This window comes from Cupriavidus ulmosensis (assembly GCF_977008105.1).
Window position 1 is genome coordinate 58,510 of sequence record NZ_CDRMWP010000003.1, and the last position, 13,455, is coordinate 71,964.

11 protein-coding genes are annotated in these 13,455 nt (G+C 57.9%); 9 read left to right on the forward strand and 2 right to left on the reverse strand.

The window, feature by feature from the left end; all coding sequences use genetic code 11:
• The first annotated feature begins 610 nt into the window (after window positions 1–610).
• From czcI to ACWTPI_RS34235, 8 genes are all read left to right on the forward strand, one after another.
• Entirely contained in the window at window positions 611–958 is a 348-nt protein-coding gene (czcI, locus tag ACWTPI_RS34200; RefSeq protein WP_156174002.1) for a cation efflux protein, CzcI family, read from the forward strand.
• Between the two features lie 75 nt (window positions 959–1,033).
• The gene (gene czcC / locus ACWTPI_RS34205; RefSeq protein WP_059414508.1) at window positions 1,034–2,290 is read left to right on the forward strand and encodes a heavy metal efflux RND transporter CzcC; all 1,257 of its coding nucleotides are present in this window, start codon (window positions 1,034–1,036) and stop codon (window positions 2,288–2,290) included.
• Window positions 2,291–2,308: 18 nt separating this feature from the next.
• Window positions 2,309–3,871 carry a CzcB/NccB family metal efflux transporter periplasmic adaptor subunit gene (gene czcB, locus ACWTPI_RS34210; protein ID WP_059414506.1) on the forward strand — a complete coding sequence of 521 codons (1,563 nt, stop codon included), beginning with the start codon at window positions 2,309–2,311 and terminating at the stop codon, window positions 3,869–3,871.
• Window positions 3,872–3,887: 16 nt separating this feature from the next.
• On the forward strand, window positions 3,888–7,079 hold the full coding sequence (gene czcA, locus ACWTPI_RS34215) for a heavy metal efflux RND transporter CzcA (RefSeq protein WP_059414504.1): 3,192 nt from the start codon (window positions 3,888–3,890) through the stop codon (window positions 7,077–7,079).
• 50 nt (window positions 7,080–7,129) lie between these two features.
• Entirely contained in the window at window positions 7,130–8,080 is a 951-nt protein-coding gene (locus ACWTPI_RS34220) for a cation diffusion facilitator family transporter (RefSeq protein WP_059414501.1), read from the forward strand.
• A 2-nt stretch (window positions 8,081–8,082) separates the two neighbouring features.
• Window positions 8,083–8,760 carry a heavy metal homeostasis two-component system response regulator CzcR gene (gene czcR, locus ACWTPI_RS34225; protein WP_059414499.1) on the forward strand — a complete coding sequence of 226 codons (678 nt, stop codon included), beginning with the start codon at window positions 8,083–8,085 and terminating at the stop codon, window positions 8,758–8,760.
• Window positions 8,732–10,198 carry a sensor histidine kinase gene (locus ACWTPI_RS34230; RefSeq protein ID WP_059414497.1) on the forward strand — a complete coding sequence of 489 codons (1,467 nt, stop codon included), beginning with the start codon at window positions 8,732–8,734 and terminating at the stop codon, window positions 10,196–10,198. The genes czcR and ACWTPI_RS34230 overlap by 29 nt, the downstream gene beginning before the upstream one ends.
• A 98-nt stretch (window positions 10,199–10,296) precedes the next feature.
• Window positions 10,297–10,701 carry a CzcE family metal-binding protein gene (locus tag ACWTPI_RS34235; protein WP_269432187.1) on the forward strand — a complete coding sequence of 135 codons (405 nt, stop codon included), beginning with the start codon at window positions 10,297–10,299 and terminating at the stop codon, window positions 10,699–10,701.
• A gap of 255 nt (window positions 10,702–10,956) precedes the next feature.
• Here the strand turns inward: ACWTPI_RS34235 and ACWTPI_RS34240 are convergent, their stop codons facing one another.
• On the reverse strand, window positions 10,957–11,163 hold the full coding sequence (locus ACWTPI_RS34240; RefSeq protein WP_082080013.1) for a hypothetical protein: 207 nt from the start codon (window positions 11,161–11,163) through the stop codon (window positions 10,957–10,959).
• A gap of 181 nt (window positions 11,164–11,344) precedes the next feature.
• Window positions 11,345–12,412, reverse strand: a complete 1,068-nt coding sequence (locus tag ACWTPI_RS34245) for a porin (protein ID WP_059414496.1) — start codon at window positions 12,410–12,412, stop codon at window positions 11,345–11,347.
• Between the two features lie 301 nt (window positions 12,413–12,713).
• Between ACWTPI_RS34245 and flgB the strand changes: the two genes are divergently transcribed.
• Entirely contained in the window at window positions 12,714–13,136 is a 423-nt protein-coding gene (gene flgB, locus ACWTPI_RS34250; RefSeq protein ID WP_059414647.1) for a flagellar basal body rod protein FlgB, read from the forward strand.
• Window positions 13,137–13,455 lie beyond the last annotated feature (319 nt).

The window sequence follows — 13,455 nt, forward strand, 5'->3', positions numbered from 1 at the left end:
GTCCTGACGTCTGCGTTTGTGCTGATGTCCCCGGCTGTCATCCGGACAGATGGTCGCTTTCTTTCGTCTGCGTTTCTTGAGTTCGCGGAGTATGTTCGTCGCATACCAGCGTTTTTCCCCCAACTGTCGTTGTGTCGGGGAAAATCAACATGGCCGGCCCATATATCCTCGTTCCAACGGAACATTGCCGACTCTGTCTGGTTTCTCAGCCTATCCGTGGTCGTGGAATCGTTTGACCTCTTCCATAAGACCGGAGTCCTTCGGGCCGTCATGACGCGGGCCTGATGCTAGACGCCGGGCCCGCTCAACACTGCATACTTGCGCAACCATGCACTACGATCACGTGTCCGATTCTGTTGTTTTCAGCATGGTCATTATGTTGATCGGCCTAGTGGCCCTCTATGTGGGGTTCGCCGCATACCTACGATGGAAGTACGGGCCGACACCGAAGCGCAAGGACGATGAGAGCAGCAAGCGCCGCTCGAAAACGAGCAGGCGAAGGCGGTAATCGTAATCTGATCTTAATGCTAGTGATCGTGGATTCATGTAGACTTCGTCAACGGCCAAGCCGGCAATACTCCACCTCCGAGCCCCGTACCTTCGCCCCGAAATGCGACGTTTCGCCCTGATCTTCGTGCTGCTTATTCTGCCATTCCAGTTCTCCTGGGCGGCAGCCGCACGCTATTGTCAGCACGAGAAGGCGGCAGCCGTGTGGCACCTCGGGCACCACGAACACCGACATCAGCAACCGGAAGGTAAGGCCGATGTTGAGAAGAAGTCGGTCGTGGATACTGACTGCGGTGTGTGTCACCTTGCTTCCCTCCAATTTGTCCATGGACAGGCGCAGGGCATGCCGACTGCGAAACGCGTCGAAGTGACCAATTGCCAGCACGGATTCGCCTTCACATCGTTGAACGCTAGGGAACCCGACCGTCCTCAGTGGCAGCGTCTCGCTTGATCGGCGAGACGACGACTCTATTTCTCCTTTCGTCGCTCGCCGAATTCTCCTGGTCAAAAACCCTGGTGCAATTCGATGCGAAGACTATTTCTGCCGCTCGGGCTGACGGTAGCATTTCTCAGCCCAAACTTTGCTGTAGCGCAATCTGATACCGGCACGTCTGCCGCGCCCGCGTTTCCCATGGAAGCAACGGGGCCGTTGACACTCGAAGCCGCGTTATCGCTGGCTGCAGGAAGCAATTTCAGCTTGTCCGCTGCGGCCAAGGAACTGGATTCCACGGAAGGTGGGATCATGCAGGCAAGGGTTATTCCCAACCCCGAACTCCAGACGCTGGTCGAAGACACGCGGAAGTCCACCCGCACATCCACCGCGCAGATGAATATCCCGATCGAACTGGGCGGGAAGCGATCGGCCCGTATCAATGCTGCGGAAAGGACGCGCGAACTGGCGCAGGCAACGCTAGCTGGCGTTCGCGGCGACATCCGGGCGCAAGTGATAGAGAGCTTCTTTGCCGTCTTGATAGCGCAGGAGCGCATCAAGTTGGCGACAGGCTCCGCAGATATCGCTGTACGGGGCGCACAAGCCGCCTCACGTCGCGTGGCAGCCGGCAAGATCTCCCCTGTTGATGAAACCAAGGCGCGCGTGGAGCAGGCCAATGCCGAACTCGAACTGGCAGAAGCGACTGCCAGCCTGCAGTCTGCCCGCCAGGCTCTGACAGCGCTGTGGGGAAACGCGGCGCCGCAGTTTGCCGAAGCACAGGGCAACCTGGACGCGCTCCCATCCAGGCCGGCACCAGAAATTCTCCAGAAGGAACTCGAGAACTCGCCGCTGGTGGCTGCCAGTCGTGCTGAGCTCGATCGTCGCCAGGCGTTGATAAATGTTGAGCGAAGCCGCCAGTATCCGGACCTGACTGTCAGTCTTGGCGCCAAGCGTGATTCCGAGGCAAATCGGAATATGGCAGTAATAGGCGTGGCGATCCCTCTGCCGCTCTTTGACCGGAACCAGGGCAATCTGTACTCGGCCATTCGCCAGGCTGACAAGGCACAGGATGAATATCTGGCCAATCGGGTCAGACTGACACGAAACCTTCTGGCTGCTTCGAACCAGCTTTCGGTCTCCCGCGCCTCCGCGCAAACACTGAAGCAAACCGTCCTGCCTGGGGCGGAACAAGCTTTTAACGCGGCCACCATCGGCTTTGAGGCTGGCAAATTCAACTATCTGGACGTCCTGGATGCGCAGCGCACGCTTTTCCAGGCACGCATCCGCTATCTCGGGGTGCTTGGACAAACCTATCAGGCGGCGACCACGATCGATCGCATTCTGGGACGTTAAGGCGGGAACTCAACAAACATGGTTATTTCAAATAAACAAAAGGCTGCTATCGCAGCCATCGTGTTGGTGGGCGGCGTCACGACCGGCGCCGTGCTGCTGAGCGGTCGGTCCGGCACCGCAGAACAGAGCGGACACTCCGAAACCAACGGGCATCGCGACAACGAGCATCATGGCAAGCAGGCGGAGAACGCTGAGCACAAAGACGACAAATCACACGGTGACGGCGAGCATCACGAAGTCAAAAAGGGCGTCAACGGTGGCGCGCTCTTCTCCCGTGATGGCTACGATGTGGAAATCGGCACCGCCGAATCGAAGGGCGAAGCTCGCATCCGTGTCTGGGTCAGCAAGTCAGGTAAGGCCGTGGATAAGGGTGTGGCCGGCACTGGTCAACTTGTGCGGGCTACGGGTGAAACGCAGGCCCTCAAATTCGTGGTCTCCGGCGATGCGCTGGAAAGCCAGCAGCCTGTTGCAGAGCCCCACGTCTTCGACGTGACGGCAGATGTCACTCTGCCCGGTTCCACGACGCCGTTGGCCGTCAAGCTTTCCAAGGAAGAAGGAAAGATCGAGTTGACGGCCGACCAGGTAGCCAAGACCGGGGTGGTTGTACAGACGGCCGGCTCGGCCAAGGTTCAAGCAGGTGTCCAGTTCCCGGGTGAGATTCGCTTCAACGAGGACAAGACGGCTCACGTTGTGCCGCGTCTGGCTGGCGTGGTGGAGAGCGTTCCGGCCAACATCGGACAGCAGGTCAAGAAGGGACAGGTTCTTGCCGTTATCGCGAGCACCGGGCTCTCCGATCAGCGCAGCGAACTGCTCGCTGCGCAGAAGCGCCTGGATCTGGCGCGCGTCACCTACGACCGCGAAAAGAAACTGTGGGAACAGAAGATCTCTGCGGAACAAGATTATCTGGCCGCCCGTAACGCGTTGCAGGAAGCCCAGATCAGTGTCCAGAACGCCCAGCAGAAGTTGACGGCCATTGGTGCCAGCAACAACTCTACCGCACTGAACCGCTATGAACTGCGTGCGCCGTTCGACGGCATGATCGTCGAGAAGCATATCTCCCTCGGCGAAGCCGTCGCGGACAACGCCAACGTTTTCACACTGTCGGACCTGTCATCTGTCTGGGCCGAGTTTGTGGTATCGGCCAAGGACCTCGAGCGGGTGCGCATTGGTGAGAAGGCCTCGATCAACTCCGCATCGTCGGACGTGAAGGCGGGTGGCACTGTTTCATACGTGGGTTCGCTTTTGGGTGAACAGACGCGGACGGCGAAGGCCCGCGTAACATTGACCAATCCGCAGATGGCGTGGCGACCGGGTTTGTTTGTCACAGTCGATGTCTTCGGCGCAGATGTCGAAGTACTGGTTGCGGTTCGGACCGAAGCCGTCCAAGACATTGATGGCGAGAGCGTCGTGTTTGTTGCCGTGCCAGGAGGTTTCGTGCCACAGCCGGTGAAGATTGGTCGCACGAACGGAAAGGTCGTCGAGATCGTCGAGGGCCTGAAGCCGGGTGCACGCTACGCGGCCGCCAACAGCTTTGTTCTGAAGGCCGAACTTGGCAAATCCAGTGCCGAACACGGCCATTGATACGGGGGAAACAGCAATGTTTGAACGTATCATTCGCTTCGCCATCGAGCAGCGATGGCTGGTCTTGCTCGCCGTGTTTGGAATGGCCGGGCTGGGAATCTTCAACTACAACAAGCTCCCGATCGACGCCGTCCCTGACATTACCAACGTTCAGGTCCAGGTCAATACCTCAGCACCGGGCTACTCGCCACTGGAAACCGAGCAGCGCGTCACATATCCGATTGAGGTGGTGATGGCCGGCTTGCCGGGTCTGGAACAGACCCGTTCGCTGTCCCGCTATGGCCTGTCGCAGGTCACGGTCATCTTCCAGGATGGCACGGACATCTATTTCGCGCGACAACTCGTCAACCAGCGCATCCAGGAAGCCAAGGATAACTTGCCTGAGGGCGTTGTGCCGGCGATGGGTCCTATTTCCACCGGTCTTGGCGAAATCTATCTGTGGACCGTCGAAGCCGAGGAAGGGGCCCGCAAAGCCGATGGGAAAACCTATACACCCACAGACCTGCGTGAAATTCAGGATTGGGTGGTGCGGCCGCAACTCCGTAACGTGCCGGGTGTGACGGAAATCAACACGATCGGCGGGTTCAATAAGCAGTACCTCGTTGCGCCGAGTCTCGAACGGTTGGCCTCGTATGGGCTGACCCTGACCGACGTCGTCAATGCGCTGAACAAGAACAACGACAACGTTGGGGCAGGCTACATCGAGCGCCGGGGTGAGCAATACTTGGTTCGTGCGCCTGGTCAAGTCGCGTCAGAGGACGACATCCGCAACATTATTGTTGGCACGGCGCAGGGTCAGCCGATCCGCATCCGCGACATAGGCGATGTGGAGATCGGCAAGGAACTGCGCACGGGTGCGGCGACCGAGAATGGCAGGGAGGTCGTGCTTGGGACGGTGTTCATGCTGATTGGCGAGAACAGCCGGGCTGTGTCGCAGGCGGTCGATGAAAAGGTGGCCGCCATTAATCGCACGATGCCCGAAGGCGTAAAGATCGTGACGGTGTATGACCGCACGCGGCTGGTCGACAAGGCCATCGCTACGGTCAAGAAGAACCTTCTTGAAGGCGCGGTGCTCGTCATTGTGATCCTCTTCCTCTTCCTGGGGAACATCCGTGCGGCGCTGATCACTGCGATGATCATTCCGCTGGCGATGTTGTTCACCTTCACAGGAATGGTGAACTACAAGATCAGCGCTAACCTGATGAGCTTGGGCGCCCTCGACTTCGGCATCATCATCGACGGCGCGGTGGTGATTGTCGAAAACTGTGTGCGACGGCTGGCACATGCACAAGAGCATCATAGGCGCCCATTGACGCGCACCGAACGGTTCCACGAGGTGTTCGCGGCAGCGAAGGAGGCACGTCGCCCGCTGATCTTCGGTCAGCTCATCATCATGATCGTCTACTTGCCGATCTTTGCGCTGACCGGTGTGGAAGGCAAGATGTTCCATCCGATGGCTTTCACTGTCGTGCTGGCACTGCTCGGCGCGATGATTCTCTCTGTGACATTTGTGCCGGCTGCGGTGGCGCTGTTCATCGGTGAGCGCGTAGCGGAAAAAGAAAACCGCCTCATGCTGTGGGCGAAGCGTCGCTATGAGCCACTGCTGGAGAAGTCACTGGTTAACACTCCAGTCGTTCTGACGTTTGCGGCAGTGTCCATCGTTCTATGCGTGGCCATTGCAGCGCGGCTGGGTAGCGAGTTCATTCCGAGTCTGAATGAAGGCGATATCGCCATCCAGGCGCTGCGCATCCCTGGCACGAGCCTCTCGCAGTCCGTGGAGATGCAGAAGCAGATCGAAACGACGCTGAAGGCGAAATTCCCTGAGATCGATCGGGTTTTTGCGCGTACCGGTACCGCGGAGATTGCGTCCGACCCGATGCCACCGAACATCTCTGATGGCTACATCATGCTCAAACCAGTGAAGGACTGGCCGGAGCCGAAGAAGACGCATGCTGAACTGCTGTCGGCCATTCAGGCGGAGGCCAACAGGATTCCTGGGAATAACTACGAGTTCTCCCAGCCGATCCAGTTGCGCTTCAACGAACTGATCTCCGGGGTTCGCTCCGACGTTGCCGTCAAGATCTTCGGTGACGACAACAACGTTCTTAACGAAACCGCCAAGAAGGTAGCGGCGGTGTTGCAGAGCATTCAGGGCGCCCAAGAGGTCAAGGTGGAGCAAACCACCGGCCTGCCGATGCTGACGGTCAAGATCGATCGGGACAAGGCCGCGCGATACGGTCTCAACATGAGCGATGTGCAAGACGCCGTGGCAACAGGCGTGGGCGGTCGCGAATCCGGTACCTTCTTCCAAGGTGATCGCCGTTTCGATATCGTGGTTCGCCTGCCCGAGGCCGTGCGCGGAGAGGTAGAGGCTTTGCGCCGCTTGCCGATTCCGTTGCCCAAGGGGGTGGATGCGAAGACGACGTTTATCCCATTGAGCGAAGTGGCCACGCTGGAGATGGCTCCCGGTCCCAACCAGATCTCGCGGGAAAACGGAAAGCGCCGCATCGTGATCAGTGCCAACGTGCGTGGACGCGATATCGGCTCCTTTGTGCCCGAGGCGGAAGCGGCCATTCAAAGCCAGGTCAAGATCCCGGCCGGCTATTGGACGACATGGGGGGGAACCTTCGAGCAGTTGCAGTCGGCGACCACCCGCCTGCAGGTGGTAGTGCCCGTGGCACTGCTACTGGTGTTCGTGCTGTTGTTCGCGATGTTCAACAATATCAAGGATGGCCTGCTGGTCTTCACGGGCATTCCCTTTGCACTGACGGGCGGTATCCTGGCACTTTGGCTACGTGGCATTCCGATGTCGATTACCGCGGCAGTGGGATTTATCGCACTGTGCGGTGTGGCGGTGCTTAACGGCCTGGTGATGCTGTCGTTCATCCGATCGCTGCGTGAAGAAGGTCATTCCCTGGACTCCGCGGTCCGGGTGGGTGCGCTGACTCGACTGCGCCCGGTGCTGATGACAGCGCTGGTGGCTTCGCTGGGCTTTGTCCCGATGGCCATCGCGACAGGTACAGGCGCTGAGGTCCAACGCCCCCTCGCAACCGTGGTGATCGGCGGCATCTTATCCTCCACGGCGCTGACGCTGCTGGTGTTGCCGGTGCTCTACCGCCTTGCCCACCGCAAGGACGAGGACGCCGAAGACACACGCGTGGAGGTTGCTCAACAGGAGCAACCTGACCAGGGCCATCAGCCGGCATAACGTACACCGGGGCGGTCTTCGGATCGCCTCATCTTTTTCTAGGAGGTTCTATGGGTGCAGGACACTCTCATGATCAATTCAGTGGCAACGAGAGATCCCTCAAGATTGCGCTTGCACTGACCGGTACGTTCCTGATTGCCGAGGTAGTGGGCGGTGTTATGACGAAGAGCCTGGCATTGATCTCCGACGCCGCGCACATGCTCACTGACACGGTTGCTCTGGCGATCGCGATTGCAGCGATCTCCATAGGGAAGCGTCCGGCTGACAAGAGACGCACGTTCGGGTATTACCGCTTCGAGATTCTCGCCGCGGCTTTCAACGCGCTGCTGCTGTTCGGCGTCGCGGTCTACATTCTGTACGAAGCCTACGTGCGCTTGAAGTCGCCTCCGCAGATTGAATCGACGGGCATGTTGATCGTGGCGGTGCTGGGCCTGATTATCAATACTATCAGTATGCGCATGCTGTCGTCGGGGCAAAGCACCAGCCTGAATGTCAAGGGGGCCTACCTTGAAGTATGGAGCGACCTGCTTGGCTCCGTGGGCGTGATTGCCGGCGCGATCATCATCCGCTTCACCGGATGGGCCTGGGTGGACTCGGCCATTGCCGTACTGATCGGGCTGTGGGTATTGCCGCGGACATGGATCCTGCTCACGTCCAGTCTAAATGTACTGCTCGAAGGCGTGCCCGATGACGTGGACCTGGCGAAGGTCGAAGCCAAGATCCTCACCACGCGCGGCGTCAAGAGCTTCCATGATCTTCATATCTGGGCACTGACTAGCGGCAAAGCCAGTTTGACGGTTCATGTCGTCAACGATACCGCTGTCAATCCCGAGATGGAGGTTTTGCCTGAACTGAAGCAGATGCTGGCCAAGGAGTTCGATATCACCCATGTGACCATCCAGTTCGAGCTTTCGTCCTGCGAACTAGCGGATGTTGCACAGCACTTCAACGCGTCACCGGCATTGGTCGGATCAAAATCGCACGTTACAGGAGGAGACTAACGGTGCGTGTACTAGTTATAGAAGATGAGCCGCGAACCGCGGAGTATTTACAGAAGGGGCTGACAGAGTCGGGATTTGTCGTCGACATTGCGGATAACGGAAGCGATGGCATTCACATGGCGGAAGAGACGGAATACGACGCTATCATTCTCGACGTCATGCTGCCGGGTACGGACGGTTGGACAGTGATCAAGTCGATACGCTCGAAATCCGAGACGCCAGTGCTGTTTTTGACGGCATTGGATGATGTCGCGGATCGTGTCCGGGGGTTCGAACTCGGGGCGGATGATTATCTCGTCAAGCCATTCGCCTTTGCTGAGTTGCTCGCGCGCATCCGGCGCTGCCTCCGGCAAAGCACATCTAAGGAGTCCGAGCGGCTACGCATCGCGGATCTGGACGTCGACGTCCTTGGTCGTCGGGTCTTCCGAGGTGCGATCCGGATCGAGTTGACCAACCAGGAGTTTTCGTTGCTGCATCTGCTCATGCGGCGACGAGGCGAGGTGTTATCGCGGACCACCATCGCGTCCCAGGTCTGGGACGTGAACTTCGACACGGACACCAACGTCGTCGACGTTGCCATCCGGCGCCTACGCTCTAAGCTTGATGACCCGTTCGACCAGAAGCTGATCCACACGGTAAGGGGTATGGGGTATGTTCTCGACCCAGAACGCGGTCGATGAAGGGTTGCGCCGCAGGAAATCCGTGACACCGCTATCACTTACGAGCCGCCTCGGACTGTTCTTTGCACTAGTGCTGTCCATCGCACTGGCCAGCATGGGTGCATTTGCTTATTATTCGCTGGCCGCACAACTTGAGGCCAGGGACGGGGCGGTCGTAAAGGGAAAACTGGAGCAGGTCGAGCATTTTTTACGCGAGGTCGATGGGGTGCAAGGTGTCCCTGCAGCGCAGCACCGATTCGATGACCTGATACGTGGCTACACGGACCTCATCGTCCGTGTAGCCGCACAAGACGGCCGGATATTGTTTCGAACCGGTAATGATGCACTGCTTCAACTGGATTCTAGCGATGCCACGACCGCACAGAAGTCGTCGTTGATGATCCAGTCCGCTGATGCGGTGCTGGGTAAGGATGGGACGCAGGTGATTGTGGTAGTCGGAAAATCCGGCGATGACAGGAAGCAGGTTACGGCGAGATTCCGCACCACGCTCATACTTGGTACCACCGTTGGCGTAATATTGACGGCAATGGTGGGCGCCGCCATTACGCGCCGCGAGCTGGAGCCGGCTCACGCGCTGATCAAGCAGATTAACAGGATCAGTGTGGAGCGGCTCAGCTATCGGGTGGACACGCCACCGGCACCGACAGAGGTGCAGGATATTGCCATGGCGTTCAATGCCATGCTGCAGCGTCTTGAGGATGGATATCAGAAGCTGTCGCGATTCTCGGCGGACCTCGCGCATGATTTGCGTACACCGCTCAACAACCTTATCGGACATGCGGAGGTCGCGCTGTCACGCGAGCGTTCAGGCCCCGAGTATGTCGTCTTGGTTGAGGAAAGCCTGCTCGAGTATCAGCGGCTTGCCAGGATGATCGATGCAATGTTGTTCCTCGCGCGGGCCGACAGTGCCAAGGTGGCGCTCGAGTTAACGGTAATTCAATTGAATGCAGAGCTACGCAAGTTGTCAGCCTATTTCTCGGTACTCGCAGAGGAGCGAAGTGTCGAGATCAGGGTGAGTGGTGATGCAACCTTGGTCGCTGATGCGATTCTCTTCCAGCGCGCTATCAACAACGTGCTGTCGAATGCGGTGCGACATGCACGACCTGGTTCTCCAATCAATTTGATCGTGCGCCGCGAAGCTGAGTATTGCTGCATCGATGTAATCAACATCGGAAATTCGATTCCAGAGCCGGAACTATCGCTCATCTTTGATCGATTCTTCCGAGGAGACAGGGCAAGATCCAACTCATCGCAGTCCACGGGATTGGGACTTGCCATCGTCCGGTCCATCATGGAGCTTCATGGCGGAGATGCCCAAGTCGTAAGCGGCCCGGATGGAAAGACGCGTTTTACATTGCGCTTCCCCATCGACGGAGCTCAGGCATCGGCACGGTCGGCCGGTGGCCGGCTCAGCCAAGGCCGCTCAGTCGTTGGGTAGGGACCAGATTGAGCGCCATTACCTATCTGTAATCCCTGGGCAAGACTGTAGACGGAGTGCAGCTCGTACACTCGTTTTCATAGATCAACGACATTTCTATGAAGGAGATGATCATGAAGGCGAAGAGATCTGCCTTGCTGTTTGTGGCGATTATGTTGGGCGGGATGTCGGCGTTGTACGCAATGGAAGAGCACGGCTCGAAGGCTAGTGTGTCTGCTTCGGCCGAGCAAGCGGCGTCGAAGCGTCACGCCGCCTTGTTCGGTGATCAAGCCGATCCTTCCGGCGTGACTCGCATTGTCGACGTGAAGTCAGGGCTGCGGTACGTCAACGTTGACTCTGGCGAGACGGTCGCATTTCGGGCCGGAGAGCAGGTCTCCGCTTGGACCTTCGCACAGATGATCAAGGACACGAGCGTCGACCTTGGCTTGTTGTTGCCAGACCTGCCAGGTAGCGCTGGCGTGCGCGTCTACATTGATAGGAGCGACCTCTTCACAGGTGGTTGAGCGTCGTTGGGAAGATGAACTGCAAGTCCCGCCAAATGCGGGGCTTTCTCCATGTTGTATAAGTGCCATTTCCGCGACCTGGCGATGCACAGTAAAGCGTGGAATCGACGGGTTGGACAAAAAAAATTGTCTACTTTGCGGAGACAAGCTTCGAAATCTTTCGCTGTCGGGCCGGAGCGAAACGGCACCAGGAGCCAAGCAACTGACCGATTCTCCCCTCACAGGGTCGGTCTGTACTCAGTGTGTGGCCGTGCGTCAAATCCCGTGTGCACCGTCGGTGAACACGTCACGCGTGTCGAGGCGTGCACCATCGGAGTAGATGTTGCTGACTGCTGCACGTCCCCCGTCGGTGTACGGGTCGCGCGGGCGGTGGATCTGTCCTTCAGGCGTTGCAGCAATGGCCGAACCGGCGGCAGCAATCATGAGGGCAGTAGCGACCAGGGCAGTGTGGATCGTCTTCATGGAATCTCTCCGGAGTCAATATTCGTGAGTCTTTAATCGCTCACAGTTTTCATAGTCTAGCGATCGGATCTGATCCACTGGATTACTTGCGTATTACGATCTTGTCATAAAAAAATGCCTCCCGGTGGGAGGCAAAAACTCTCTTGAATTAACAAGAAAGTGTCGATCCTATTAAGGCGGTTCAGAACTTGTGGCGTACGCCTACGATAACGCCGGTTTGGTCCTTGCCAGGAACAACATTATTCGGGCTTCCCGTCGCCGAGTTGAAGCCGTTCATGCCAAGTTGGGAGTTTCCGCGGTTCAACGCGTAGCCAACGTTCATATATACATCGGTGCGCTTCGAGAACGCATAGTCTCCCGAGGCAACGAAGAGGAGCGGGTCTGCGCCCGAGTTGCGGCTGTCGGTGTAATAGGCCGCCCCCGTCAGCGTCAACGCCGGCGTCAGCCCGTAGCGCAGACCGGCCCAATACAGGTTCGAACCGTTCGTGGGAAGCGTGCCGACATTGCCGTTGTACCATCGATAGCCGATGAACGCCTTCGCCGGGCCAAACGCGTAGGAAGCACCAACGAGTGCGCGGCGATCTTTGCGATCTGCCGTTGCGACGGAAGTGCCTTGGAATTCGTCATACACCGCGCCAACCGCCAGCGCACCGGTTTCGTACATGAGCGACACGCCCATGTTGCGGTCAACTTTGTAGTTGCCCGGCACTTCACCACCGCCGGTGCGGCTGAAGCTGTAGAGACCGCTGACTGTCAGGCCGCTGAACGTGCCACGGTATTTGACAGCGTTATCCGCGCGGCCTGCCAAGACGTCATCCATCTTGTAGAGCGAGTAGCGCGGCGCGAAACCCATCGGATCGAGTTGCAGCGTGGTGTCATATAGAGGCGTGGTCTGGCGGCCAAGTGTCAGCGCGCCGTACTTGCTGCTCAGGCCAACGAAAGCGCCGCGATCGAACAGGCGCGTGCTGTTGTTCTGTGCGCCGGTATCGAACGAAATGCCGCTTTCCAGCTCGAAGATGGCCTTCAGGCCGCCGCCGAGATCTTCAACGCCACGCATGCCCCAGCGCGACGTCGACATGTTGCCGGAGCTCATGCGAACCTGGCTTGAACCACCAGACGAAGCAGACGGAACGTTGCTCAGATACTCGATGCCTGCGTCGGCGACACCGTACAGCGTCACGCTGGATTGGGCGAAGGCTGTTGTGGCAAACAGACCGAGCGTTGCGACGGTAATGCGACCAATCTTCATGGATTCTCCTCAGTAGGGCTCGAAAGAATTTTCGTAGGGCGAGTATAGAAATCCGCAGATGACGCTCAGATTGCATTGCAATTACACTGAGTCACTTCGTGGTCAAAAGGCGACATAAGGCGCGCACCATGGAAGGCCATCATTGAAAATACTTCAAGGAAATGGAAGCTTCGTTTTTTTACCTCGATACCAACATTGCGAATTGGTAATGGGAAACTCGTGAAAAGGGGGCGTTGCTCTAGCGATAGAGTCAAATGTTGCTGGAATACGCTGCATGCTCCGAACTAGTTGGATATTCGAGATGGGCATCCCTTACATCGCCAAGTTGACCCGTAGTCAAGACAGCGTTCACGAGCAGGCGCTGAGACTCCGGACGCGGAAGTTTGAACTGTTATCTGCAAACATCGCGAATGCGGACACACCGAATTACAAGGCGCGTGACATCGACTTCAGTGCCGAGTTGGAGCGGGTGATGGGAAGTGGACAGAATTTTTCCGGGATGACGATGACCTCGTCGCGGCATATTGAAGCCAGCAAACCGACGCTGCAGGAGGATCTCCTGTATCGGGTGCCGCTTCAGTCGAGCATAGACGGCAACACCGTGGAGATAGACGTCGAGCGCGTGGCGTTTGCGGAGAATACGCTTCGCATGCGGTTCTCCATTCAGAGGACTGCAGACGAGTACAAGGACATCCTCAAGCTCTACCAGAACATGCGGCCGTAGTGGTTGCTCGTACTATCGGCCAGTTGGCATAGGTCTGCTTGAAGCGCTGGAGGTGTCTTTGGGAGGGTCTTTGGGAGTCGGCTCGGGTGTACTGGCTGGTGATTGCTGCTTCGACGGGTGCTTGGCGGTGCGATGTCTGGGATTGGCTGCCCGAGCCAGCAGATACCTATATGGCGCACATCCGTATGCTCGCTGCTCGGTGGTGGCATCCCACGTTGGGTGCTGCCGGCAGAAATTGCTATCCGCGCCAGCAGGAACAGGCGACACGTAGATTAGCAGGGCGGAGTAGGCAACGGCGCAGATCATGTAAGGGGTTCCG